The 23,281-nt window shown below is 48.1% G+C and carries 26 protein-coding genes and 1 pseudogene; 11 read left to right on the forward strand and 16 right to left on the reverse strand.

From position 1 onward, the window contains the following. Positions 1-352 precede the first annotated feature (352 nt). Positions 353-787 (reverse strand): annotated as a pseudogene (locus SD961_RS21760) (relaxase/mobilization nuclease domain-containing protein); the annotation flags it as partial. Between the two features lie 18 nt (positions 788-805). Further along, positions 806-1,198 (reverse strand): hypothetical protein, encoded by a 393-nt coding sequence (locus SD961_RS18545; RefSeq protein ID WP_318791813.1) that lies wholly within the window; start codon positions 1,196-1,198, stop codon positions 806-808. 263 nt (positions 1,199-1,461) lie between these two features. Between SD961_RS18545 and SD961_RS18550 the strand changes: the two genes are divergently transcribed. The 4 genes from SD961_RS18550 to SD961_RS18565 are packed head-to-tail and all read left to right on the forward strand — an operon-like array spanning position 1,462 to position 3,987. Further along, entirely contained in the window at positions 1,462-1,998 is a 537-nt protein-coding gene (locus tag SD961_RS18550) for an ATP-binding protein (RefSeq protein WP_318791814.1), read from the forward strand. Continuing rightward, complete coding sequence (locus SD961_RS18555; RefSeq protein WP_318791815.1) at positions 1,991-3,055, forward strand: N-acetyltransferase; 1,065 nt, start codon at positions 1,991-1,993, stop codon at positions 3,053-3,055. Before SD961_RS18550 ends, SD961_RS18555 begins: the two co-directional genes overlap by 8 nt. Beyond that, entirely contained in the window at positions 3,033-3,446 is a 414-nt protein-coding gene (locus SD961_RS18560) for an ASCH domain-containing protein (RefSeq protein WP_318791816.1), read from the forward strand. The genes SD961_RS18555 and SD961_RS18560 overlap by 23 nt, the downstream gene beginning before the upstream one ends. Before the next feature lie 16 nt (positions 3,447-3,462). Further along, a complete protein-coding gene (locus tag SD961_RS18565; RefSeq protein ID WP_318791817.1) occupies positions 3,463-3,987 on the forward strand; it encodes a GNAT family N-acetyltransferase in 525 nt (174 codons plus the stop codon). A gap of 17 nt (positions 3,988-4,004) precedes the next feature. On the opposite strand, the gene SD961_RS18570 is transcribed toward SD961_RS18565, so the two are convergent. The 3 genes from SD961_RS18570 to SD961_RS18580 all read right to left on the reverse strand — a co-directional run bounded on the left by SD961_RS18570 (position 4,005) and on the right by SD961_RS18580 (position 7,963). Beyond that, complete coding sequence (locus tag SD961_RS18570; protein ID WP_318791818.1) at positions 4,005-5,315, reverse strand: hypothetical protein; 1,311 nt, start codon at positions 5,313-5,315, stop codon at positions 4,005-4,007. A 370-nt stretch (positions 5,316-5,685) separates the two neighbouring features. Beyond that, complete coding sequence (locus SD961_RS18575; protein ID WP_318791819.1) at positions 5,686-6,900, reverse strand: tyrosine-type recombinase/integrase; 1,215 nt, start codon at positions 6,898-6,900, stop codon at positions 5,686-5,688. A gap of 199 nt (positions 6,901-7,099) precedes the next feature. After that, a complete protein-coding gene (locus SD961_RS18580) occupies positions 7,100-7,963 on the reverse strand; it encodes a YicC/YloC family endoribonuclease (RefSeq protein ID WP_318791820.1) in 864 nt (287 codons plus the stop codon). 160 nt (positions 7,964-8,123) lie between these two features. On the opposite strand from SD961_RS18580, the gene SD961_RS18585 reads away from it, so the two are divergent. Then, the gene (locus SD961_RS18585; RefSeq protein WP_318791821.1) at positions 8,124-8,549 is read left to right on the forward strand and encodes a DUF3574 domain-containing protein; all 426 of its coding nucleotides are present in this window, start codon (positions 8,124-8,126) and stop codon (positions 8,547-8,549) included. 30 nt (positions 8,550-8,579) lie between these two features. On the opposite strand, the gene SD961_RS18590 is transcribed toward SD961_RS18585, so the two are convergent. Continuing rightward, positions 8,580-9,764: a NupC/NupG family nucleoside CNT transporter gene (locus tag SD961_RS18590; RefSeq protein WP_318791822.1), complete on the reverse strand. Its 1,185-nt coding sequence runs from the start codon at positions 9,762-9,764 to the stop codon at positions 8,580-8,582. 212 nt (positions 9,765-9,976) lie between these two features. On the opposite strand from SD961_RS18590, the gene rph reads away from it, so the two are divergent. Together rph and pyrE are read left to right on the forward strand one after the other, a co-directional pair. After that, positions 9,977-10,693, forward strand: coding sequence for a ribonuclease PH (gene rph, locus SD961_RS18595; RefSeq protein WP_306209133.1), 717 nt, complete (start codon positions 9,977-9,979; stop codon positions 10,691-10,693). 55 nt (positions 10,694-10,748) lie between these two features. After that, positions 10,749-11,390: an orotate phosphoribosyltransferase gene (pyrE, locus tag SD961_RS18600; protein WP_318791823.1), complete on the forward strand. Its 642-nt coding sequence runs from the start codon at positions 10,749-10,751 to the stop codon at positions 11,388-11,390. Positions 11,391-11,424: 34 nt separating this feature from the next. On the opposite strand, the gene slmA is transcribed toward pyrE, so the two are convergent. The 3 genes from slmA to coaBC all read right to left on the reverse strand — a co-directional run bounded on the left by slmA (position 11,425) and on the right by coaBC (position 13,793). Next, on the reverse strand, positions 11,425-12,021 hold the full coding sequence (gene slmA, locus SD961_RS18605) for a nucleoid occlusion factor SlmA (protein WP_318791824.1): 597 nt from the start codon (positions 12,019-12,021) through the stop codon (positions 11,425-11,427). Positions 12,022-12,142: 121 nt separating this feature from the next. Next, entirely contained in the window at positions 12,143-12,601 is a 459-nt protein-coding gene (dut, locus tag SD961_RS18610) for a dUTP diphosphatase (RefSeq protein WP_318791825.1), read from the reverse strand. After that, positions 12,579-13,793, reverse strand: coding sequence for a bifunctional phosphopantothenoylcysteine decarboxylase/phosphopantothenate--cysteine ligase CoaBC (coaBC, locus tag SD961_RS18615; RefSeq protein ID WP_318791826.1), 1,215 nt, complete (start codon positions 13,791-13,793; stop codon positions 12,579-12,581). The genes dut and coaBC overlap by 23 nt, the downstream gene beginning before the upstream one ends. A gap of 188 nt (positions 13,794-13,981) precedes the next feature. On the opposite strand from coaBC, the gene radC reads away from it, so the two are divergent. The 4 genes from radC to mutM all read left to right on the forward strand — a co-directional run bounded on the left by radC (position 13,982) and on the right by mutM (position 16,248). Then, the gene (radC, locus tag SD961_RS18620) at positions 13,982-14,653 is read left to right on the forward strand and encodes a RadC family protein (protein ID WP_318791827.1); all 672 of its coding nucleotides are present in this window, start codon (positions 13,982-13,984) and stop codon (positions 14,651-14,653) included. Between the two features lie 282 nt (positions 14,654-14,935). Beyond that, the gene (gene rpmB, locus SD961_RS18625) at positions 14,936-15,172 is read left to right on the forward strand and encodes a 50S ribosomal protein L28 (RefSeq protein WP_034888493.1); all 237 of its coding nucleotides are present in this window, start codon (positions 14,936-14,938) and stop codon (positions 15,170-15,172) included. A gap of 16 nt (positions 15,173-15,188) precedes the next feature. Continuing rightward, the gene (gene rpmG, locus SD961_RS18630) at positions 15,189-15,356 is read left to right on the forward strand and encodes a 50S ribosomal protein L33 (RefSeq protein WP_001051798.1); all 168 of its coding nucleotides are present in this window, start codon (positions 15,189-15,191) and stop codon (positions 15,354-15,356) included. An 82-nt stretch (positions 15,357-15,438) separates the two neighbouring features. Next, on the forward strand, positions 15,439-16,248 hold the full coding sequence (gene mutM, locus SD961_RS18635) for a bifunctional DNA-formamidopyrimidine glycosylase/DNA-(apurinic or apyrimidinic site) lyase (RefSeq protein WP_318791828.1): 810 nt from the start codon (positions 15,439-15,441) through the stop codon (positions 16,246-16,248). 13 nt (positions 16,249-16,261) lie between these two features. Here mutM and coaD read toward each other — a convergent pair whose 3' ends face one another. The 7 genes from coaD to SD961_RS18670 all read right to left on the reverse strand — a co-directional run bounded on the left by coaD (position 16,262) and on the right by SD961_RS18670 (position 23,266). Next, positions 16,262-16,738: a pantetheine-phosphate adenylyltransferase gene (gene coaD, locus SD961_RS18640; RefSeq protein ID WP_318791829.1), complete on the reverse strand. Its 477-nt coding sequence runs from the start codon at positions 16,736-16,738 to the stop codon at positions 16,262-16,264. Continuing rightward, a complete protein-coding gene (locus SD961_RS18645) occupies positions 16,735-17,514 on the reverse strand; it encodes a glycosyltransferase family 2 protein (RefSeq protein WP_318791830.1) in 780 nt (259 codons plus the stop codon). The genes coaD and SD961_RS18645 overlap by 4 nt, the downstream gene beginning before the upstream one ends. Continuing rightward, positions 17,514-18,788, reverse strand: a complete 1,275-nt coding sequence (waaA, locus tag SD961_RS18650) for a lipid IV(A) 3-deoxy-D-manno-octulosonic acid transferase (RefSeq protein ID WP_318791831.1) — start codon at positions 18,786-18,788, stop codon at positions 17,514-17,516. The genes SD961_RS18645 and waaA overlap by 1 nt, the downstream gene beginning before the upstream one ends. Positions 18,789-18,876: 88 nt before the next feature. Then, positions 18,877-20,013 (reverse strand): glycosyltransferase family 4 protein, encoded by a 1,137-nt coding sequence (locus SD961_RS18655; RefSeq protein ID WP_318791832.1) that lies wholly within the window; start codon positions 20,011-20,013, stop codon positions 18,877-18,879. Further along, positions 20,006-21,088, reverse strand: a complete 1,083-nt coding sequence (gene rfaQ, locus SD961_RS18660; RefSeq protein WP_318791833.1) for a putative lipopolysaccharide heptosyltransferase III — start codon at positions 21,086-21,088, stop codon at positions 20,006-20,008. The genes SD961_RS18655 and rfaQ overlap by 8 nt, the downstream gene beginning before the upstream one ends. A 76-nt stretch (positions 21,089-21,164) precedes the next feature. Beyond that, positions 21,165-22,166 (reverse strand): glycosyltransferase, encoded by a 1,002-nt coding sequence (locus tag SD961_RS18665; protein WP_412916718.1) that lies wholly within the window; start codon positions 22,164-22,166, stop codon positions 21,165-21,167. Positions 22,167-22,168: 2 nt separating this feature from the next. After that, on the reverse strand, positions 22,169-23,266 hold the full coding sequence (locus tag SD961_RS18670) for a glycosyltransferase family 9 protein (protein WP_318791898.1): 1,098 nt from the start codon (positions 23,264-23,266) through the stop codon (positions 22,169-22,171). Between the last annotated feature and the right edge of the window lie 15 nt (positions 23,267-23,281).

Genomic DNA, 23,281 nt, shown 5'->3' on the forward strand with positions numbered 1-23,281 from the left:
TTTGTTGAGCAACGCTGATTCGCTTGCCCAAGCTTGACCAACCATATGCTTTCCCAAGCTGAGATGCTTTAAAAGCAACTCCATGATGCCCAAATGAAAAACCGTTCATCTTGCCAGTGGATGAGATGTTTGCTGTTGCTGATATGTTTTGCTTTTGCAGTTCATGTATGAAGTCTTCGATAGTGATGGTATCGAAGAATGTGAGAACCGCATCTATCGCTTCCTGTATCACTTTTTTAGAAGCCTTCTCTCCGGTCCTGTCTTGCATCATCTTCTCGTTACGAGTGAGCTTCTTTTGCTTCTGAGTGGCTTTTTGAGAAGAAGGACCAACGGTGCGAGTGAGGTTATGATCTTGCTCCAGTTTCTGAACGATACGAGTGCTCTTAAGGTTCTCGTTCTTACCCAGATAAAGCTGGCCATCTGCTAAAACGTTTATGCGAGAAGCAATGATATGTATGTGTTGACCAGCTTCATCATCGTGTAAGACAAAACAACGAAGGTGAGTGTCACAGAAACCCATTCGCTTCATGTAATCGTCAGCGATTTCCACCCATCCCTGTTTGGTTAGAGTTTCTCCTTTTGGTAATCGTAGAGAATTGTGCCAAACGGGTTTCTCAACATCTTTTCTCAGTAGCTGAGTTCTGGCTAACTCTTTAGTCAACTCCTCCACTGAAATGCCCAGGAGGTTTCCTCCTATCACAGCAGGTGCACTCTTATGGTGGGGAGCAGGGGCAAGGGCATAAGAGACGACACCTTGAAAATTCTTACCCCTACGGATACGGTTCATACCTTTCAACTTAGACGATCACTTTTCGAGTGTCATTAGAGCATCTCTTACATGCGACAGCTTCACTTTCAGTGCATTCATTTCTTGCGATAGAGGCTGAGCATCTGTTCCTCGACGATTGAGGTAAGATGTAAGGTCGTTGAGCTTCTGCAATGAAGCGGTAAGCTGGTTCCAGGCTTCTTTGTTGGGTTCTGGAACTGTTGGAGGGAGTTGCTGAAGAGCTGAGCTTCTCAGCCAACAGCTTTTGCTGAGCTGGTTCCGCGAGTCATTCACTTGCTTGAGTTCAAAATCGTTAAGACGAACCGTTACTGTATGCTTGCGGATGCGGTTAGGTGGAAGTTTCTTTGCTTTCGGATCATCACTGAACGATGAAGGGAATTCGTCATCAAACATATTATTAAATTTTTCCATATCAACTCCTTTTGATATTTAGCTATAGCATGTCCCTATGCTATCAATGAATTAATATCATAATATGTTTAGGTGTCAACAAGTTAGGTGTGGATTTCGACTTTTTCTTTCTTTTTCAACCAAAGGGCAGAAAAACAAGGGGAACTCAGCTTCGCTGAGTTAGCCCTTGCTTAGGTTAAAAGCTATAGTATGCATTTTGAAACATATTATTGTAAGCTGAAATCTATTGTAAGGTAACCATCCTACTGACCGCTGGAGTTGATATGATTGTTATGGTTGCAGGTGTTTATGGTGTTGGTAAGAGCACTATATGCAGTAAGTTGTCTGATGACCTCAAATTGAATTTTTATAGTGCGAGTGAGCTTATAAAAAATGAACAAGGTTTCTCGACTTGGGATAAAAATAAGAAGACAGGGGAAATAAAAAAGAATCAAGATTATCTTTATAATGCTATAAATAAAAAAGAAAATGAAAATTTTATGTTAGATGGACATTTTTGTCTTCGTAATAAAAATGATAAAATAGAAATGATTGATTTCAAATCTATACAAAATTTGGGTATCAAAGCCGTATTGCTGTTAAAAGAAGATCCAGAGATAATATGTAATAGGCTTATGAAAAGAGATGATGTTTTATGGAGTAAGGATTTTATATCTGAGTTGCAAAATACTGAGGAAGAACAGGCTATTAATTATACGAAAGAAAACATTATTCCTTTTAGCTCAAACTTTGTTAATGAATATGATGCCATTAAGAATTTTGTAGCAAAATCTTTCTATTTAAGGACAAGTGATGAGTAATATCAAATACCAGTATTTTAAAGATTTAGATCTTAATGATTACTTCTTTGACTCCTTAAAAGAAAGTTACAGGGAGTTTCCTGAGTGGTTTGCACAAAAAGCTAAAGAAGATGAAAAAGCTTATGTTTTCTATAAAAAGAATAGCGAATTATTAGATGCATTCATTTATTTAAAAAATGAGTCAGAAAAAGTGAATGATATCGTTCCGCCTCTGCCTGCTGGCAGTATATTAAAAATTGGAACATTTAAAATAAATGCTCATGGAACAAAGCTTGGAGAAAGATTATTAAAAAAAACTTTTGACCATGCTATTAATGAAAAATCTGATTATATTTATGTTACCGTTTTTGAAAGAGAGAAACCTCTTATAAAAATTCTTGAGAAATACGGTTTCATTATTCATGGGGTAAAAACCACTAAAAATGGTGTTGAAAATGTTTATGTTAAGAAACTTAAAGTAATAACAGGTGATGTTATTAAGGATTTTCCTCATCTAAATTTAAAAGATAAGAAATTTTATATTCTGGCTATTTACCCAGAATATCATTCTAAGTTCCTTCCCGATTCAATCTTAAATAATGAAAGTCATGATATATTAGATGACATATCATATACTAATAGCATTCACAAAATATATATTTCTGGGATAAGTAGAACTAAAAATTTAAATAAAGGAGATGTTATCTGCATTTATCGTACAAATAAAGGCGGTAAAGGAAGAGCTTATTATAAATCTGTAGTATCTTCTATCGGTGTAATTGAAGAAGTTAGACAAATTAAATCGTTTTCTACCGAAACTGAATTCATGAAATATGTAAAACCATATAGTGTTTTTGAAAAAGAAGAGTTAAAAGATTATTTTACTAATAGGAAGAAAAGGTATATAATTAAATTTACTTATAATGGTGCTCTTAGGAAAAGATTGATTAGAGGCCGACTAATGGATGATTGTGGCATCAGCACTAAAACTCGATGGGATTTTATTTCAATAACGGAAGAGCAGTTTAGGTGGATAGCGGGAGAAGGGCAAGTTAATGAAGGTATTATTATCGATTAAGCCTGAGTATGTTGATAAAATTCTCAGTGGAGAAAAAAGATTTGAGTTTAGAAAGGTAAGCTTTTCTGAACAAGGGATTACGGATGTTCTGATTTATGCGACTAAGCCAGTCGGTAAATTAGTGGGTGAATTTGAAGTAACTACCATACATGAAGGTTCGCCTGAGTTGATTTGGAAATTAACAAAACCGTTTGCCGGGATCGACAAAAAATATTTTGATTCTTATTATGAGGGGCGTAATAAAGCTGTAGCAATCGCAATAGGGAAAGTTAATGTTTTCAAGACACCGATGGATCTAAACAGCTTGGGAGAAAGAGTTACACCGCCTCAGTCGTTTTGTTATATTAGAAATGAGGTTGAACAGAGCCAGTTTGAGTTTAATTACATATAGTATGGAGCAATTACATATGATCAAAAAATCCCCATTGAATATGGTTGACCCTTCTTTTGAATTTGGTAAACCCAATTTCATTGGCAGAGATTTTTTGCTTCAAGATCCAACTATGCCTCAAAAAATCGATTCTTTTTTGATTCATACTTTAGGTGATCTTCGTCTTTTTTATCCTGCATTCAATTCATGGGTTAGTAATGTCGTTATTCCAGGTATTATTGCAGGAGAAAGGTCCATAATCCTTGAATATAGACAGGATGATCTAGCGGGGTTGGCAATATTAAAAGATAGTTTAGCTGAGAAAAAACTCTGCTGTTTACAAGTTATGCCTCAATTCCAAGGGTCAGGTATAGGATTATCATTGTTTGAAAAAAGTTTTGAGTTGTTAAACACTCAGAATCCATTACTTTCAATTTCCGAAGAACAGAAAAATAATTTTTTAAAAATATTTAAATACTATGGTTTTGAACTCGGAGAAGCTTATCATCAGTATTATAGACCATTAAAAACTGAACTCAGCTTCAATGGTCTCTTAAAGTAAGAAGTTAATTAAGTTTTTTATTTTTCTTTTTTTCTATGGTTTCTTATTATATAGTATACAGCGGTAGCAATTAACAATAATATAATAATATTAATATACCCTTTGAGTTTTTCAGGGTGGTCGGACAAGAAATTAATAGGCCAAGAAAAGAAAATTCCCACAGTTTCCCAAATTCCGCTTCCCATCGCTCCTAATAGAATCACAACAACTACAAACCTGAATATTGACCAGATATTAGATGTTTTCTTAGAGAATCGACCTAAAACATTCAGGTCTTTTATGAACTCACCTTTTCCGGCTTTTGCAGTCCATTGATATCCCAAATGATTGTTTATAGTTTTTTCATTCTTAATTATTGTTGAGTTATCAAATTTAATATATTCATTCCAAATATCCTCATCAACTAAAGAACGATACCCATTATAATATTTACTGACTGAGACACACTCTTCATCTCTAATAGTTGTCAAAAAACAGTGAATTATTTTAAGGTTTGATGGAAATGATAGATTGTCATTACTGTGCATAAGTTCTTCAGGGACACCTCTTAAAACATTTATTCTGAAATCAATGATTCGAGTGTCAATTATTGAGCTAATTAAAGCTTTATCAATTTGTTTAAATCGACCTGTATAAACATCGGTAGGGATTTTTTTTATACGAAACCGTATATAAGCAGATTTCCTTTGATCTTTAACTGGAGCATTTACATTATATTTTGGTAGTTTAATAAGAATTCTCGAACACACCGAGTCATCGCCAAGTGTAATATGTTCTACTTCAAAAGATTTCGAATTCAAACGAAAAAGACAGAATGGTTTTTTATCTTTTCCATTTCTCCTGAAGCTTATATTTGTGAAATTACCTTCAGCAAGGCTATCATAATGCACAACTTCATTAAATATCGCGGCTACACTTTTTTCACTGTTAAGTTTTACTCCAAGATCAACAATATCTTTTCTATCTACTTCCCAAGGTAAATCAATTACTACTTCCTCAACTAATTTATGGTCATGGATCATGACTCCAATGTCCATGAAAGGTGATGAACTATCTTTACCTATTTCCCATAAATTAACATGGAGTTCGTCATCCAAATATATTTCATGGAGTTCTTTTTCTTTTTTATCACCATTAGTGTCTTCCTTATCCGAGATTTCTCCTTCACCTTCTTTATTAAAGTCCGAATTTTGAGTAGGATGACGTTCTTCTTCGTGAATTTCATCATTATTAGAAGAAAAGCAAATGCAGTTTTTTGTATGGTAACAATCATTTGATAAAGACTTATATCTCACTAAGATGCCGGGAAAAGGATGGTTTTTATTCATTTTTTTGTCTCTGAATTTTATGATTGTCTACTTAATCAGGCCGCAATATTGATTTTATGATAAAATCATTGCCTCTATTTTACACTTATTAAAATTGCTCAGAGTTAAGTTTAACTAATATAATTACATTTTATTATGATTACTGCAAAATATTTTTTTGTCGCCAATAGAGGGGGGGTTATGGATAAATTTTTATAAATCAATAGCATGTGTCGGTTTGACAGATGGTATCTTCCTAATGTTTATAGTTTTTTGTTATTGTTTTTTATGTTCTTATACGGTTTTGCTCAATTTGACTTAATCTATGTTTTACTGACCCCTAAAGGTTTAGCTCTTAAAAAACCTTCAAGCTAAAGAGGTATTCTTTATTTCATCGAATAATAAATTTTATTTTCTCTGCAATGCTTTCTAAGGCTTTTTCCCTTTCCTTATAGTAGTCATACTTATCGTAGATGCCTTCAACACCTTTCAATTTGTGATTCAGACACCTTTCCGCCACATGAGGAGGAACGGACAGAGAAGCAAGTAGACTCCGGCTGGTTCTTCTCAGGTCATGAACGGTAAAATATTCAATATCGCCCATAACGTTTTTTGGTTTCTTCTTTCTGCCAGGTTCAATACCGAACAGCTTCGCTATCGCTCTGTTGAGAGTGTCTTTTCCCATATGCTGGTTCTTGCTTACACGGCGATTAGGGAAGACATAAGGTGAATCCCATGCTCTGACCTTTAGCTCTTCCAAAATCTTAATAGCGAGCGGGGGAAGCGGAATGACGATGGCAACACCAGACTTGCTCCTTTCCTTGGGTAAAAACCATTTTTTATCTTCTAAATTTAATTCCGACCACGGAGCTTCTGTCAGCTCACTCTTTCGAACAGCAAGAAGCAATAGGAGAGCACAGGCAAGGTAGTTATCACGAGAGAAGCTGTCAGAGTGTTCTCTGAACACTTTAAAAACATGATTTATCTCTTCTAAGCTCAGTGCTCTTTCTCTGCTCTTTTCAACTCCTCCTGCATCATTCACTTTGAAAGCAGTAGCTGGGTTGCTCTGAACAAGACCAAGTTTGATACCATGATTGAAGAGCTGTTTCATGTAGAGAAGGGCATCATTTGCGATAGTAGGTCTGTCACTGGCGGTGATTTTTTGAATGATGGAACGGACATCTAAGGGTGTGACTTTGCTTAAGGCAAGCCTACCTATTGTAGGAGCAATGTCTTTACGGTAAACCCTTTCAGGTATGCCCGGATATTTTAATCTTTTAACAAGATCCTTATGCCAATCTTCAAACAGCTCATTCACTGTAGTTAGGGCTTCAGGCCTGCTTAGCTTCCTTTCCGCGATAGGATCATCTCCAGCCATAACCTTTTTGCGAACATCTTCTGCAAGGCTACGGGCTTCTGCGAGTGACACTTTAGAAACCTTGCCTAAAGTAATTTCTCGTCTCTTTGTGTGTGCTGTGTATCTCAGCATCCAGTAAGGTTCACCTTTGGATGGGATCTTCAGGTATAAGCCTCGCTCATCTCCAAATTTACCAACTCCGCCTGCTTTTATCAGAGACTGAACGGCTTTTGCTGTTAATGAACCCATATACCTGACCTGTCATTTTTAGTGGGGGTTATCTGGTTATAGACTGTTATTTTTTTCTAGTAAAGCAAAAGTACTCCCCATTTTACCCCCCGATATTTCGTGGATATAAGTGGAGAAGCATGTTCATTAGTGGAAAGTTGCTTGCATAAAAAAGCCCATTTAACATGGGCTTATGGATTCATATGGATGAGGGTGGAAATTATTCAATATTTTGGATCTGCTCGCGCATCTGCTCAATCAGCACTTTCAGCTCAATAGCAGAGGTGGTCACTTCGGCATTGATCGATTTTGAAGCCAGGGTGTTCGACTCGCGATTGAACTCCTGCATCATAAAGTCGAGACGGCGGCCAACGGCTTCCTTCTTCTTCAGGATGTTATAGGTCTCTTTCACATGCGCTTCCAGACGGTCCAGCTCTTCGGCCACGTCCACGCGCTGAGCCAGCATGATCAGCTCCTGCTCTACGCGGTTACTGTCCAACTGAACCTGTGCATCTTCCAGCTTGCTTACCAGGCGCTCACGCTGCCATTTCAGCACGTCAGGCATTTGCGCCCGAACTTTCACCACTTCATTTGTCACGCCTTCCAGACGCTGCTCAATCAGCGCCTTCAGGGCGGTGCCTTCCGTTTCACGAGAGGTGATGAAGTCATCCAGCGCCAGATCCAGCGATTTCAGCAGCTCAGCAGAGATAGCATCCAAATCCTGTTCTTCTGCGGACATCACACCAGGCCAGCGCAGGATATCAACCGGGTTGATCTCCCCTTCGTCGCTCTGCATTTTGACCCAGTTCGCGGCCTGCACCAGCTGGATAGCCAGCTTTTCATTCAACACCAGCGAGCTTTGCGCACGTGGGTCAGCGTCAAAGCGCAGGTTACATTCAATTTTGCCGCGCGTCAGGCGATTACGAATACGCTCACGGATAACAGGCTCAAGGCCACGAAACTGCTCCGGCAGGCGAATATAGGTTTCTAAATAGCGCTGGTTGACGGAACGAAGCTCCCAGGCTGCGCTGCCCCATTCGCCTTTGGTTTCGCGCCGGGCGTAGGCGGTCATACTGCGGATCATGTTCTGTACCCATTTTCAGAGAAAGATGAACGGATTATAGCGGTGCAGAGAGAGGCTTAACAGGCATTCAGTCAAACTCCGTTAAATCAGCGGCTACCTCTGGCGTTTTGCCGACGTCAGCTTAAGATGCAGATCAACCCGGAAACCTGAAAGGAGCTTTATGAAGACGATTTCACTGGCCGCGCTGGCGCTGGCTGCTCTGCTAAGCGGGTGTTCGGCACCGGCTCCTCATTCCGCCTTCAGCCCTCCTGCGTGTCCCTCAGGCGAAGCAATGACGCAAACCTCGCTCTATTTTGGTCTGAGCAGGCCTCAGGGCGCGGATGTGACTTCTGCAGAATGGCACTCATTCGTTGATAAAGAGGTTACGCCACGTTTTAAAGAGGGGCTGACGGTGTTTGATGCCAGAGGGCAATGGCTGGAAGGAAGTGGCAGGATAGCACGGGAGAACAGCAAAGTTTTAATGCTGATCTATCCAACAGGGGAGCCAGCTGAGCAGAATATAGAGGCGTTACGTACGCGCTATAAACAGCAGTTTCAGCAGGAGTCAGTTATGCGAACAGACTCGCCCGTTTGCGTCGCGTTCTGAATAAGCCCGGCGCTGCGCCGGGCTGTCAGGTTATAACACCAGCCCGGCAAACGCGGCGGAAAGCAGGCTGACCAGCGTGGAACCGTAGACCAGCTTCAGGCCATACCGTGAAACCACATTGCCCTGCTGTTCGTTCAGGCCCTTGATCGCGCCCGCCACAATCCCGATTGAGGCGAAGTTGGCGAAGGAAACCAGGAACACAGAGAGGATACCTAACCCGCGGGGAGTCAGGTCGGCGGCGATTTTCTTCAGCTCAATCATGGCGACAAATTCATTAGCCACCAGTTTGGTTGCCATAATGCTGGCGGCACGCAGCGCATCCGGGGCGGGAATACCAATCAGCCAGGCAAACGGCCAGAAGAGATAGCCAAGGATCTCCTGGAAGCTGATGCCAAACAGGCTGGAGAAGATAGCGTTAACGGCGGCAATCAGGGCGATAAAGCCAATCAGCATTGCCATAATAATCATCGCAACCTTAAAGCCTGCCAGAATATATTCCCCCAGCATTTCAAAGAAGCTCTGATCTTCATGCAGCTTTTCCAGCCTGATTTCCGGTTCATCGCCCGGCACGGTGGGATTAATAATCGACAGGATAATAAAGGTGCTGAACATATTCAGCAGCAGCGCGGCGACAACATAGCGTGGCTCAATCATCGACATATAAGCACCCACAATCGACAGCGACACCGTAGACATTGCCGCCGCAGCCATGGAGTAGAGACGGCGCGGAGAGATATCAGCAAGGATACCTTTGTAGGCAATAAAGTTCTCTGACTGGCCCAGGATAAGCGTACTGACGGCATTAAAGGATTCAAGTTTCCCCATGCCGTTTACCTTAGAGAGAACGGTGCCGACCAGGCGGATGAACAGTGGCAAAATGCGTAAATGCTGCAAAATACCGATCAGCGCCGAGATAAAGATGATCGGGCAAAGCACGCCCAGGAAGATGAACGCCAGCCCCTGGCCCGCCATGCCGCCAAACACAAATTCCGATCCCTGCCCGGCAAACTTCAACAGCGTTTCAAAGAAGCCAGACACTGCCGTAACCACGGAGAGGCCGCTGGTTGCATGCAGGAAGAAATAGGCAAGAGCAGCTTCAATCACTATCAGCTGAAGAATGACCCGAGGGCGGATTTTTTTACGATCGTTGCTAAACAGCAACGCCAGGCAAAAGATGACCACAAGGGCCAGAATAAAATGAAGTATGTCAGGCATATCAGCAATGTCCGGCAGAGCAGAGAAAGAAGGCTGCATTTAGCCACAACTCAGGGTTCATTTCATCCTGCCTTGCGCTATCTTGCTGATTTCCTCAATACAATGCTGACAGTGGCATAAGAAACGCTGGCAGCCGCAGCGGGGCATAGGCATTCGGCGGTGAAATCCGTATAATGCGCAGCCAATCAAGTTTTGCAAGCCGGAGAGAAACCATGCGTCCAGCAGGCCGTAGCGCTCAACAAGTGCGTCCCGTCACCCTGACCCGTCACTACACCAAACATGCTGAAGGTTCAGTTCTGGTTGAATTCGGTGATACCAAGGTTCTTTGTACCGCCACCATTGAAGAGGGCGTGCCGCGTTTTCTGAAAGGCCAGGGCCAGGGCTGGGTAACCGCTGAATATGGTATGTTGCCGCGTGCAACCCACAGCCGTAACGCCCGCGAAGCCGCGAAAGGTAAGCAGGGTGGCCGCACGCTGGAAATTCAACGCCTGATTGCACGCTCGCTGCGTGCCGCGCTGGATTTAAAAGCGCTGGGTGAATTTACCATCACTCTGGACTGCGATGTGTTGCAGGCAGATGGCGGAACCCGTACCGCTTCTATCACCGGTGCCTGCGTGGCGCTGGCCGATGCGCTGAACCATCTGGTGGCGATTGGCAAACTGAAAGCGAACCCGATGAAGGGAATGGTCGCGGCGATTTCCGTTGGTATCGTCAACGGTGAAGCACTCTGCGATCTGGAGTATGTTGAAGACTCGGCTGCTGAGACCGACATGAATGTGGTAATGACCGAAGATGGCCGCATGATTGAAGTGCAGGGCACGGCGGAAGGCGAGCCGTTCAGCCATGATGAACTGCTTCAACTGCTGGCGCTGGCACGGGGAGGGATAGACTCCCTGATCCTGGCGCAGAAAGCAGCGTTGAAAGAGTAAATATTTCCAGGCGACCGCAGAGTCGCCTTTTTTATGACAAGCAGAGGATCAACAGATGAAAGCCTGGCAGCGCCAATTTATCGAATTCGCCATCAACAAGCAGGTGCTGAAGTTTGGTGAGTTCACGCTGAAATCAGGGCGTACCAGCCCTTATTTCTTCAATGCCGGCCTGTTTAATACCGGCCGCGATCTGGCGTTACTGGGGCGTTTTTATGCCCAGGCGCTGGTAGATTCAGGTATCGATTTCGATTTAATCTTCGGTCCGGCCTATAAAGGCATTCCCATTGCGACCACCACCGCCGTGGCGCTGGCCGATCATCATGACCGCGATGTGCCTTACTGTTTCAACCGCAAGGAAGCAAAAGATCACGGTGAAGGCGGAACCCTGGTCGGCAGCCCGCTGCAGGGGCGCATCATGCTGGTGGATGACGTGATCACCGCAGGCACGGCCATCCGTGAGTCAATGGAGATTATTTCTGCGAATAATGCCACGCTGGCTGGCGTGCTGATCTCACTCGACCGCCAGGAGCGTGGGCGTGGTCAGGAGTCTGCGATTCAGGAAGTTGAGCGTGATTATGGCTGTAAGGTGATTTCGATTATCACCCTGAACGATCTGGTAACCTGGCTGGAAGAGAAGCCTGAACTGGCCGATCGTCTGATCACCGTGCAGGCCTATCGCAAAGAGTATGGCATTTAAGCTTGCTGCGGGTCACTCTCTGACCCGCTTTTTACTACACCAGTTGTGAAGCCAGCAACGGCCAGCGAGTCTCAAAATCTACAGTGGGACGGTAGCGGAATCCTGAGCGCACAAAGCGTGAGAGAAGGCCTTCACAGAAGGCGAGGAGCTGGCTCGCTAAAAGCGCCTCATCAATGCTGAACCCTTCTCCTTCCCGCATTTTCTGTTCGCGCAATACCTGGCGAAGCTGCACCTCAATACGCTCAAACAGCTGATTGATTCTGCCCTGCAAACGATCCTGCTCAAACATCAGGGCGTGACCGGTCAGAATGCGCGTTAAACCCGGATTACGCTCACCAAAGCCCAGAATTAACTGGATGATCAGACGCAGACGCGGCAGCGTCTCTTTTTCGTCTTTCAAAATCAGATTGATGCGCGTAATCAGGCTATCTTCAATAAACTCAATCAGGCTGTCAAACATCCTGGTTTTGCTGGGAAAGTGCCGGTAAAGCGCGGCTTCTGATACCCCTACGTTTGCGGCCAGCTTAGCCGTGGTAATACGCTGACTGCCATCGCTTGATTCCAGCATCTGCGCCAGAGCCTGCAATATTTCTTCGCGACGATTCCTTTTCGCACTCTTTTTCTCTGCCATGTCCTGAAAGACCCCTGAAATATCACCTTGAACGGGCAGATGCCCACGCAACGTCCGCGAACAATGCGTTCGCGGAGGAAAATAAGGATAGGTAAAACGCTATTTATCGGTAAGGTAGCCGTTACTGGCGGCCCGAATGACCAAAGCCGCCTTCTCCGCGATCGCTGCTGTCAAACTCTTCAACAAGATTGAATTCAGCCTGAACGACCGGCACAAAGACCATCTGAGCAATACGCTCGCCTGGCTCAATATTGAAGGCTTGCTGGCTACGGTTCCAGACTGAAACCATTAATTGACCCTGATAGTCAGAATCGATCAGGCCCACCAGATTGCCCAGCACCACGCCATGCTTATGGCCAAGACCAGAGCGGGGAAGAAGCACGGCGGCCAGCTGCGGATCGCCAATATGGATGGCCAGGCCGGTAGGAACCAGCGTGGTAGCATTGGGTGCCAGAAGCAGAGCTTCATCCAGGCATGCACGCAGGTCAAGGCCCGCCGATCCTGAGGTTGCATAGGTCGGTAAGGGGAACTCTTTACCGACACGCGCATCCAGAATCTTAACGTCGATTTTTTTCATCATAACGGCTGACTATCTCGTTTAGTAACTGTTGGCCAAGGAGTGACTTATCGCTAAGCGGTAAGGCTTTTTCTCCTTCCTGCCAAAAAAGGTGCAGGGCATTGTTATCGCTGTTGAAACCCTGCCCAGCTTTCGAAACATCGTTAGCGCAGATTAAATCCAGGTTTTTACGTACCCGTTTTTGTTGTGCGTATTCTTCCACATTCTGGGTTTCTGCCGCAAATCCCACCACATAGGGCCGATTTTCAGCAAGGTGACCCACCCCGGCGACAATATCGGGGTTTTTTACCATTTTGAGGGTGACTTCATCACCCTGTTTTTTTATTTTTTCAACGGCGATGTCAGCAGAACGGTAATCCGCAACGGCTGCGGCTGCGATAAAAATATGTTGCTGAGCAATAGCGTTCATCACTGCCTGCTGCATCTCTAACCCGGTGGTCACGTCAATACGTTTCACCCACGCAGGCGTTGCTAACGTTACCGGCCCGCTGACCAGCGTGACGTTAGCGCCTCGTTTTGCCGCCGCTGCGGCAATGGCATAACCCATCTTACCTGAGCTGTGGTTGGTAATGAACCGCACGGGGTCAAGCGCCTCGCGGGTTGGGCCAGCCGTGATCATAATATTGAGATGGCTCAGATCCTTGACGGGTGAAGCCCAGGTTACGGCTGCATCTACAATTGCCAGCGGATCTAACATTCTGCCAGGGCCGATATCACCACATGCCTGACTACCGCTGTCTGGTCCCCACAGCATCACGCCTCGTTCCGAGAGCAGCCTTAAATTATGCTGAGTAGGCGCAGCCCGGTACATCTGCTGATTCATAGCGGGCACCACGGCGATTGGCGCAGGCGTTGCCAGGCAAATCGTGGTGACCAGATCGTTTGCCATACCTGCCGTCACCCGTGCAATGAGATCGGCGGTAGCTGGCGCCAGGATCACCAGATCGGCCCATTTCCCTAACTCGATATGGCCCATTGCTGCTTCGGCCGCCGGGTCAAGAAGGTCATCTGAGACGGGATAACCGGACACGGCTTGCAGGCTGAGAGGCGTGATAAAAGCTTTTGCCGCCTCGGTCATGACCACGCGGACTTCCGCTCCGCGGTCACGCAGCCGCCTGACAAGCTCCGGTGCTTTGTAAGCCGCAATGCCTCCGCTGACGCCCAGAACAATGTGTTTGCCGGTTAATCCCATCATGATGTTCGCCTTATCAAAGTCAGACTGGCTATTCGCCGCCACTATGGCGCTATTTTATCACACTCATCCGCTGGTACCTGTCAGCACCACGATCTCTTTGCGAAACAACTCGTGGAGTCAGGTTGAAGGGGTAGATAAGTACTGTATATAATGCCATGCTTTTGGGGGCGGAGAAAGGAGAGATGCAGATGGAAGCGCAATGGAAAGATTCACCACCCAGAGAAAAATTACTGGCAAGGGGCGCTGCGGATTTGAGCGATGCTGAACTGCTGGCCCTTTTTTTACGTACCGGGTCGGGCGGATTACATGTGATGGCGCTGGCCCAGCAGCTGCTGGACCATTTCGGTTCGCTCTATCAGTTAATGACGGCAGAAAGGGCTGCTTTTAACGACATTAAAGGCATTGGTCATGCCAAATATGCACAGCTGAACGCCATAGTAGAGTTAGCCCGGCGATTTTTTACCTGCACGCATGCGCAGGAAAACCCGGTAGCGGCAAGCACCACTGAGATGCTTTACTATTTTCACAGCCAGCTGGCGCACCGTGAGCGCGAAATTTTTATGGTGGTGTTTTTAAATAACCAGCACCGCATTATTCACTCCTGCGAGATGTTTGCCGGCACGGTGAACTGTGTAGAGGTGCATCCCAGAGAAATTGTGAAGGCAGCATTAGAGCATAACGCCGCCGCGCTTGTTCTGGCACACAACCATCCTTCCGGCAATGCAAAACCAAGCAAAGCCGACCACGCGGTGACGCAGCAAATTATCGCCGCCTGCCAGTTACTCAATATTCAGGTGCTGGACCATATCGTCATCGGGCGCGGGGAATCGGTTTCTTTTGCCGAAAGAGGGTGGATATAGCCCATCAGGATTGGCGGTTTGCGGCTTTTTTACGCCATCAGGAACATAATAAATTGTTCAAATGAAGCAATTTTGCACGATCCAAAGGGATCTTTATCTGTTCGGGACTTGAGCACCGGCGGCTCAGGGCGTATACTACGCCACCTTTGAGAATCTCGGGTTTGGCGTATGGGCCTGCTCAGCGGGTTCACATAGAACTCGCCTGGATGGGCTAAGAGCCTGACGAGGCGGCCAAAACCTTATTTTTAAAGCTCGAGCTGATTTGATTTTTGGAGAATAGACATGTCACGAGTCTGCCAAGTAACTGGCAAGCGTCCGGTAACGGGTAACAACCGTTCCCACGCAATGAACGCGACGAAACGCCGTTTCCTGCCGAACCTGCACTCTCACCGTTTTTGGGTTGAGAGCGAAAAGCGCTTCGTTACACTGCGCGTCACTGCCAAAGGCATGCGCGTAATTGATAAAAAGGGTATTGAGACGGTTCTGGCCGATCTGCGTACCCGCGGTGAGAAGTACTAAGGTAAGGAACTGAAACATGGCTAAAGGTATTCGTGAGAAGATCAAGCTGGTTTCTTCTGCTGGTACAGGTCACTTCTATACCACCACGAAGAACAAACGTACTAAGCCGGAAAAACTGGAACTGAAGAAATTCGATCCAGTTGTCCGCCAGCACGTGATCTATAAAGAAGCTAAAATCAAGTAATTGATTTCAGTGGATGAAAAACCCGGCTCCGGCCGGGTTTTTTGTTTTTACAGGAAAAGGTTTTTAAACGGGAGACGAGAAAATGCCGGAATTACCTGAAGTTGAAACCAGTCGCCGTGGTATTGAGCCCCATCTGGTGGGCGCGACTATTCTTCATGCTATCGTCCGAAATGACCGCCTGCGTTGGCCGGTCTCCCATGAAATTCACAGCCTCAGCGATCAACCCGTGCTTAGCGTACAGCGCCGGGCAAAGTATCTGCTGATTGAACTGCCTCACGGCTGGATAATTATCCATCTCGGTATGTCAGGAAGCCTGCGGGTGCTGCCGGAAGAGCTGCCTCCAGCGAAACATGACCACGTTGATCTGGTGATGAGTAACGGCAAGATTTTACGCTACACCGACCCCAGACGTTTTGGGGCCTGGCTATGGAGCACGGATCTTGCGGCCAGTAATGTGCTGGCGCATCTCGGGCCTGAACCGCTTAGCGAGGCCTTCTCGGCAGAGTATCTTTTTGAGAAGTCGCGCAACAAGCGGACACCGGTAAAGCCCTGGCTGATGGATAACAAACTGGTGGTCGGGGTTGGCAATATCTATGCCAGCGAATCCCTGTTCGCCGCCGGGATCCTACCCGATCGTCCGGCCATGTCCTTAACGCAGGCTGAAGCCGGACTGCTGGTAAATACTATCAAGGCGGTATTGCTACGCTCTATTGAGCAGGGCGGGACAACGCTACGTGACTTCCTGCAAAGCGACGGGAAACCCGGCTATTTTGCGCAAGAGCTGCAGGTGTATGGACGAGCAGGCGAGCCCTGCCGGGTCTGTTCAACGCCGGTTAAAAGCGCCAAACATGCCCAGCGCAGCACCTTTTACTGTCCGGTCTGCCAGAAATAGCTGCCTGGCGGCGTTAAAGCTTCGCCAGTAAAGCTGTATGCACCACCTGCGGCAGGAAGGCGCTGACATCACCCTGATGGCGCGCCACTTCCTTTACCAGCGAAGAGGAGATAAACGAATATTCTCCGGAAGGCATCAGAAAGACGCTTTCAAGCTCTGGCAGTAAATGGCGGTTCATCTGCGCCAGCTGCATCTCATATTCAAAGTCGGAGACGGCTCTGAGCCCCCGAATCAGCACGTTGGCCTGCCTGTCGCGGGCAAAATTCGCCATCAGATCGCTGAAACCCAACACCTCAACATTCGGAATGTGGGCAACCACCTCTTTTGCCAGCGCTACGCGCTCTTCAAGTGAAAACATCGGTTTTTTGCTTGGGCTGGCGGCCACAGCCAGAACGATGCGATCGAACATCAATGCTGCACGTGTGACGATATCGAGATGGCCGTTAGTCATCGGGTCGAAGGTGCCGGGATAGATCGCTTTGATGTTCATAGACCGCCTTTACCGGAAGCGTGAGAATGGTTCAGCGCCCAGAGCGCTGCATACTTATTAAAGGTGTACTGCGCATTGACCACCGCCAGAAGCCAGCCCTGTTTACCGTCAAGAAAGCCTGCTCTCAGCACCAGCGTTTTGAAAAACGCGCCCAATGTGTGCGCGAAAATAGAGAATATCCCGCAACGTTTACCCTGATGATGGCGCTGTTTAGCCCAGGCCTCAGCATAGGCAAACTGTTTCCACTGAAAGGCGGAAAAGTCCCGGCAGGTCAGATGAAGGAGATCCCCTTTCAGCGGCGTAACCGTCGCGCCCCTGGTTTCCAGCGATTCATGAACCTGATGGTCGTTGTACTGATAGCTGGAGGGATAAAGGCGGGTGACGCGGTCAGGATACCAGCCACTGTGGCGCATAAAACGGCCGAGGAACAGATTGCGCCGCCCCAGGCTGTATACAGTGGCTGAAGCAGGACGCGCCAGAACGGCCTCAACAGAGGCACGCAATTGGGGCGTAACACGCTCATCGGTATCGATCATCAAAATCATAGAATGAGTGGCGTAACTTTGCGCCAACTGACGCTGTCTGCCGTAGCCATGCCACTCGGTAGAGTGGAAGACCTTAGCCCCGTGCCGTGCCGCGACCTGTGGCGTGCCGTCACTGCTGCCTGAGTCCAGCAGGATAATTTCATCGGCCCAGCTTACGGACTCCAGGCACTCTGGCAAAAGGTCGGCCGCGTTTTTGGCGATCAGCACCACCGATAAGGGCTGAGAAGACATTAGTGATTCCGCTGTGGCAGATGAGGTTCGAGTAACTGTAGCAGACGCTGTAGCGCCCCCTGATTCTGATGGAGCACTTCTACAGCATGACGACCGTAATAGAGACGGTAATCTTCGTCAGTCAGCAGGGTGCCAATCTCTTTATCCAGCGAGTCGGCATCCGTAACGGTAATCAATCCGTCCGCCTGCGACAGCTTGGCACAGATATCTTTGAAGTTGAACGTATGCGGCCCCATCAGGACAGGAATGGCATGCGCGGCAGCTTCCAGAGGATTATGACCCCCTCGCTCAACCAGGCTGCCTCCCACAAAGGCCAGATCGGCAATCCCGTATAGTAACATCAGTTCGCCCATCGTATCGCCAATCACCACCTGCGTGCTGCCGGAAGGGATCTCGCCGGTGCTGCGCAGGGTGTAACTCAAACCCGCTTTCTGCGTCATATCACGGGCTGTAGAGAACCGTTCCGGGTGACGAGGCACCAGAATAAGCAGCAGACTTGGGAAACGAGCCAGCAGCTTACGGTGCGCTTCCAGAATAATGCTCTCTTCACCCTCATGCGTGCTGGTGGCAATCCACACCGGACGGCGGGGCGCCCACTGACGGCGCAGCGTGATGGCGCGGGCGGCCAGCTCAGGTGTAACAGAGATGTCGAACTTCAGGCTTCCGGTTACGGTGAGCTGGGAGCGCTTCAGGCCAAGGCTGATAAAGCGCTCACCATCTTCCTGATTTTGTGCCGCAATAAGCGTAATGCGTTGCAGCAACTGCTGCATAAACTTCCCAAGCTTTTTATAGCCTTTGGCCGAGCGCGCCGACAAACGGGCATTGGCAATCACCAGCGGGATTTTCCGCTGGTGCAGCAGCGCAATCATATTCGGCCAGAGCTCGGTTTCCATGATGATCACCAGACGCGGGTTCACATTATCCAGAAAACGGTTCATTGAACCCGGCAGATCGTAGGGCAGATAAACATGGTGCACATCTTTGCCAAAGGCCGAAGCGGCACGCTCTGATCCTGTCGGCGTCATGGTCGTTACGGTGATAGGCATAGCCGGATAACGATGGCGTAGCGCCCGTACCAGCGGCACCGCGGCCAGCGTCTCGCCCACGGAAACAGAGTGCAGCAAAATACCGTCTGGTTTTACTTTGCCTGCACAATAGCCATAGCGCTCTGCCCAGCGTTTGCGGTAGGCGGGAGCCTTCCGGCCACGGAGCCAGAGTCGGAGCCAAATCAGAGGCTGAATGAGATAGAGCAGAACGGTATAAAGTGTTGTCATCACAATGTTTATTAAGTGCGGAGACTTGCGCCAAAAATGCCGAAACAATAGGGCATGTTAGCAGATAAGTCCTCCGCGCTCACACTTCTTATCGGGGCTGCTGTAACACTTGTTGATACAGCGCATGAAGTTGGCTGGCAAGCTGCCGGGGCGTACAGGGCAGAACGCGTTGACGGGCAAGATCGCCCATTCTGCTGTCCATCGTGCGGAGCGGAATGGCATCTGCCGCCGCAGTCAGCGCGGGAATATCCAGCGCGTCACAGACAAACCCCTGTTCCCCCTGCACAATAAATTCCGCGCCGCCACAGGTGAAGCTGGTAATCACCGGCAGACCGCAGGCCATCGCTTCCAGAATCACGTTCGGGAAAGGATCGTACAACGTCGGCAACAGCAGGCCATCCGCCGCATGATAAAAGGGGATAACGTTGTTCTGTACGCCAACAAAGTGTATGCGGCTTTCGCATCCCAGGCTTCGCGCCAGGTCAGCATAGTGCGACTGTTGCTTATCCTGACCCACCACCAACAGGTGCGCATCGGTAGCGGCAATGGCCTTAATACTGGCTTTCAGCCCTTTACGTTCAAAACCAGAGCCGACATAGATCATTACCCGGGCGTTAGTGGGAAGATTCAGTTTTTCACGGGACTGCTGACGCTCTGCGGCCGTTGCGGGCTGAAAGCGTTGGGCATCAATGGCGTTATAGATAACCGCGAATTTCTCTTCCGGTACCTGAAAGCAACGCATGATGTCATTTTTCACCATCAGCGAATTACAGATGATTTTCTTCAGTGAGTCAGAGCGGAACATCTCCTCTTCCGCCGCCATCACATAGCGATGATAACCGCTGAAGTGGGTAAGCAGGCGCTGAAAAGAAGGAACAATGCGTGCACGCTGCTCCAGCCAGACGCGATGAACGCCATCGCCTGCCCGAAAAATATCGCAACCCGCAATGCGTTCATGGCTTTGAACGATATCAAAACTTTCGCGCTGCCAGCAGGCGCGAGCCGCTTCTGCGAAGCCTCGTTCACGGGAAATTCGCCCCCATTTTTTGGGGTTACAGATGTGCAGATGCCAGTCTGGTTTTGGCTCACCCTGCCAGCTACGGGTGATGATGTTCAGTTCCAGCCGCTCATCATCCAGCGCTTCGAGCGCACGTGAGATAAACCGCTCGGCGCCGCCGTCGGGGCGATATTTCTGGCGCACAATAGCCAGTCGTATCTTACTCATCCAGATAGCTCCTTGCGGCTTTTACCACCTCTTCCAGTGGGATAGCGGAGAGGTAACGCGTCGTTGTTTTGGTATCAATACTGTCCGGTGAAGGCAGCGGCGCATAGTCTCCGGCCCAGATTACCTTGTTATTTTCGCCCCAGGGGCGCCACTGTTTCAGCTTGGTCGGGCCGAATAACGCAATACAGGGCGTATCCAGGGCCGCAGCCATATGCATCGGCGCCGAATCCACGCCGATAAACAGGCGGGCATGGTCTATCAGGGCAGCCAGCTGTGTCAGCGTCAGCTGACCTGCCAGAGAGATAACCCGACGGTTTTGGCATAACGAGAGAATATGATCGATCATCGCCTGCTCTTTTTTATCGGGCGCGGCGGTCAGCACAATATCATGCTCATCTGAGGCGAGACGGTCTGTCAGCGCGGCCATTTTGTCATCTTCCCAACACTTGAAGATCCAGCGTGAGGTAGGCTGCAGGACAATATAGGGTCTGGGTAAAGTTTGGCACTCTGCAAGCTTTGCCTGGGTGATATGCCAGTCATTCTCGCTGTAATGCATGGCAGCCGGAATGCCCTCAATGGGGATATTCAGCGGCTTGAGCGCCGTAAGGTTCTGCTCCGCCGTATGCAGGCTTCCATGCTGTGCCGTTGAGACGCGATGGGTATGCGCCAGCCGCCAGAAGATATTCCTGCGCTTGTTAAAATCAAATCCGATTCGCACGTCGGCGCCGGAAAGCAGGGTAAGAATGGCGCTTCGCCATTGATCGGCAAGGTTAATGACCAGATCGTAATGACAGCGGCGCACGGCATTTGCCAGCGCTACTTCATGCCGGATGTGTTGCCACACGCCCTCTTTTTTCCAGCCCCGGTCGATAAAATGAATATGGCGAACGTCGGGGTGAGCCTGCAGCATCGGTCGGGTTTCTTTATACAAAAGAACATCAATGCTGGCCTGCGGATAGTGCTGACGAAGAGCATGTATCACCGGCGTGGTGAGCAGCATGTCGCCGTGGTGGCGCAGCTTTATCAGCAGTATGTTCTTTGGCGTAAACAAAGAGGGCGTTTGAAGAGTAGCCATACTCAGCAGGTCTCGAAGTAAAGTGGACCGATTGTAAGGGAAACCCTGTTAAGGGGAAAGTGAGTGAGCTCAACCATTAAGCTTTCCGCCAGCGATAAATACGGCCCAGCCAAAGCAGTAGCTGATACCACTGACGGACGCCACGCGCGTTGCGCATCATTCTGCGCGGCGTTTTGCTGGTAATCAGATCGGCGATCATCGCCTGTCGCGCATCAGCATCAGGTTCACGGCGGATGGAATGGCACACCGTCAGCGCTTCTTTCGTCACCTGCCGGTAGATGGAGGGAGCAATCTTCACCTTGTTTTTGTAGCGAAGATTAATCTCGTCCAGCATCCGGGCAATTTTAAGGTAATGACGCTGATACTCGACGTTACGCATGCCGGTGCGTTTCTGATTGCTGATTGATTGATCGTGAACATAATAGCGGTACATCACCTCGTCGGTATAACGTACCCGCCGGGCATTCAGCATCAGCTCGGTTGTCCAGGGGATATCCTGATGATGCAGACCAGGCTCAAACAGTAAGTTGAGTTCTTCAATCAGTGCCCGGCGGTAGATGCCCAGCCAGACCACATGCAGATAACGATTTGTGGCCAGCGCTTTGCCCAGCCATTCGGCGCCGCTCAGCACCAGCGTGGATTGCAGACGGTCGGTGGGAATTAACGGTTTTGCATTATCACCGCCCCAGAATACGCGCTCGGCGTTGCACTGTGCCACATCCAGATCGTCCGTCCGGGCCATGGCCATCAGCTTGCTGTAGATCTCCGGATAGAGCTTGTCGTCGGCATCGGGGAAAGTGACGTACTGGCCTGTAGCGACAGCCAGACCGGCATTACGGGCACGGGATACGCCGCCATTCTGCTGGTCGATGACCTGAATATGCGCATGCTCAGCGGCATAACGATGCGCCATAGCGGCAGACTCATCCGTTGAGCCATCATTAACAATGATGATTTCCAGCGATTGCAGCGTCTGTGACAGTAACGAGGCCATAAATGGCTCGAAGCTTGCCCCGGCGTTGTACATGGGAATAATCACGCTCAGCTCAGGGGCTGAGGCTTCAGGATGCAGCATCATACTCAGGGTAAAGTCTCTTGAATCAATTGAGGCTTACGCGCACAGATAAAATTATAAATATCATCCAGCTTGCGCTCATCCAGCTCAAAAAGCTGTTCAGCGGAATGATTAAATTTGTACAGCGCATGGAAAACAAAAGAGGTGGGCGCAATATGATTAGGACCGATCAGCAACACATCGCCCAGCGGCCGCTGTTCTTCCACGCAGCACGGGCCGTAGATCAAAATAACCGGCACATTTTGCGAGTCGGCTATGTAAACATTGCCGGAATCTGACGCCACATAAAAGTCCATCTGGCTGATGGCATAAGGTAATCCCTCCAGGGAGACTTTACCGATCAGGTTGACCAGATTATCGCGCTCACCTGTCACCTTATTGAGCTCATTTAAGCGGGTAAGTTCATTCGGCGCGCCAAAAACATAGAACTGACAAGGGAGTTCACTCAGGCGGTCAAACAATCTTTTCCAGATAACAGGCGGTATGGTCTTGGCCTGATTGCCTGCCGAGATACTGAGGCCGATTTTAATTTTATCGGTTATGAATAGCTCTTCCGGCGTATCAGCGGGCTTTAGCAGAGGCTGCGTGGCGTGCTTGGGGTAACTCTCCTTAGTCAGCGAACGGTCCGCCAGCTTCAGATAGTTCTCCAGCGTTAGGGTCGTTTTCTCATGCTCGACGATGCCGGTGGCGGTCAGATAAAAGAGTCCCTGATACCACTTGCGGCGATACATAGACAAAAACTGTTTATTGGTAGCGTTACAGCAGGCGGCATAAAAAAGATTGGTGTTGTTAGGGTGCAGCAGATAAACGTTGTTATAACGGTTCATCAACCGGAACGCTAATTTCAGTTTGTTCAGCGTACTGGTTTTGTGATCTTCAACGTAGAAGATCTCCTCAATAAAGGCGTCATTGCGGGCCAGCGGCGCAACGGCACGGCTCAGCAAAGCGTCACTCTGCTTAAGGTGATGAAGAAGCGGCGTAATATTGACGAAATCGCCAATTTTAGCCGTCTGAATAACCAGATTACGCGTGCCTTTCCGATGCATAAGCTTCATCAGAAGCTTGACGGGCAAGATCAGCAAAAATAACAACACATAATTCACGCTCTCTTCTCCCTG

Source organism: Erwinia sp. MMLR14_017 (genome assembly GCF_033657285.1).
In the GTDB taxonomy this organism is placed as follows: Bacteria; Pseudomonadota; Gammaproteobacteria; order Enterobacterales; family Enterobacteriaceae; genus Erwinia.

What these genes read in the sequence shown, in the direction of transcription:
- SD961_RS18550 (WP_318791814.1), top strand. Translation starts at nt 1,462, where the DNA reads ATGATTGTTATGGTTGCAGGTGTTTATGGTGTTGGTAAGAGCACTATA.
- SD961_RS18545 (WP_318791813.1), bottom strand. Translation starts at nt 1,198, where the DNA reads ATGGAAAAATTTAATAATATGTTTGATGACGAATTCCCTTCATCGTTC.
- waaA (WP_318791831.1), bottom strand. Translation starts at nt 18,788, where the DNA reads ATGACAACACTTTATACCGTTCTGCTCTATCTCATTCAGCCTCTGATT.
- pyrE (WP_318791823.1), top strand. Translation starts at nt 10,749, where the DNA reads ATGAAAGCCTGGCAGCGCCAATTTATCGAATTCGCCATCAACAAGCAG.
- SD961_RS18580 (WP_318791820.1), bottom strand. Translation starts at nt 7,963, where the DNA reads ATGATCCGCAGTATGACCGCCTACGCCCGGCGCGAAACCAAAGGCGAA.
- SD961_RS18570 (WP_318791818.1), bottom strand. Translation starts at nt 5,315, where the DNA reads ATGAATAAAAACCATCCTTTTCCCGGCATCTTAGTGAGATATAAGTCT.
- SD961_RS18645 (WP_318791830.1), bottom strand. Translation starts at nt 17,514, where the DNA reads ATGTCTTCTCAGCCCTTATCGGTGGTGCTGATCGCCAAAAACGCGGCC.
- slmA (WP_318791824.1), bottom strand. Translation starts at nt 12,021, where the DNA reads ATGGCAGAGAAAAAGAGTGCGAAAAGGAATCGTCGCGAAGAAATATTG.
- radC (WP_318791827.1), top strand. Translation starts at nt 13,982, where the DNA reads ATGGAAGCGCAATGGAAAGATTCACCACCCAGAGAAAAATTACTGGCA.
- mutM (WP_318791828.1), top strand. Translation starts at nt 15,439, where the DNA reads ATGCCGGAATTACCTGAAGTTGAAACCAGTCGCCGTGGTATTGAGCCC.
- SD961_RS18565 (WP_318791817.1), top strand. Translation starts at nt 3,463, where the DNA reads ATGATCAAAAAATCCCCATTGAATATGGTTGACCCTTCTTTTGAATTT.
- SD961_RS18655 (WP_318791832.1), bottom strand. Translation starts at nt 20,013, where the DNA reads ATGAGTAAGATACGACTGGCTATTGTGCGCCAGAAATATCGCCCCGAC.
- coaBC (WP_318791826.1), bottom strand. Translation starts at nt 13,793, where the DNA reads ATGATGGGATTAACCGGCAAACACATTGTTCTGGGCGTCAGCGGAGGC.
- rph (WP_306209133.1), top strand. Translation starts at nt 9,977, where the DNA reads ATGCGTCCAGCAGGCCGTAGCGCTCAACAAGTGCGTCCCGTCACCCTG.
- SD961_RS18575 (WP_318791819.1), bottom strand. Translation starts at nt 6,900, where the DNA reads ATGGGTTCATTAACAGCAAAAGCCGTTCAGTCTCTGATAAAAGCAGGC.
- SD961_RS18555 (WP_318791815.1), top strand. Translation starts at nt 1,991, where the DNA reads ATGAGTAATATCAAATACCAGTATTTTAAAGATTTAGATCTTAATGAT.
- dut (WP_318791825.1), bottom strand. Translation starts at nt 12,601, where the DNA reads ATGATGAAAAAAATCGACGTTAAGATTCTGGATGCGCGTGTCGGTAAA.
- rfaQ (WP_318791833.1), bottom strand. Translation starts at nt 21,088, where the DNA reads ATGGCTACTCTTCAAACGCCCTCTTTGTTTACGCCAAAGAACATACTG.
- coaD (WP_318791829.1), bottom strand. Translation starts at nt 16,738, where the DNA reads ATGAACATCAAAGCGATCTATCCCGGCACCTTCGACCCGATGACTAAC.
- SD961_RS18665 (WP_412916718.1), bottom strand. Translation starts at nt 22,166, where the DNA reads ATGATGCTGCATCCTGAAGCCTCAGCCCCTGAGCTGAGCGTGATTATT.
- SD961_RS18590 (WP_318791822.1), bottom strand. Translation starts at nt 9,764, where the DNA reads ATGCCTGACATACTTCATTTTATTCTGGCCCTTGTGGTCATCTTTTGC.
- rpmG (WP_001051798.1), top strand. Translation starts at nt 15,189, where the DNA reads ATGGCTAAAGGTATTCGTGAGAAGATCAAGCTGGTTTCTTCTGCTGGT.
- SD961_RS18560 (WP_318791816.1), top strand. Translation starts at nt 3,033, where the DNA reads ATGAAGGTATTATTATCGATTAAGCCTGAGTATGTTGATAAAATTCTC.
- rpmB (WP_034888493.1), top strand. Translation starts at nt 14,936, where the DNA reads ATGTCACGAGTCTGCCAAGTAACTGGCAAGCGTCCGGTAACGGGTAAC.
- SD961_RS18585 (WP_318791821.1), top strand. Translation starts at nt 8,124, where the DNA reads ATGAAGACGATTTCACTGGCCGCGCTGGCGCTGGCTGCTCTGCTAAGC.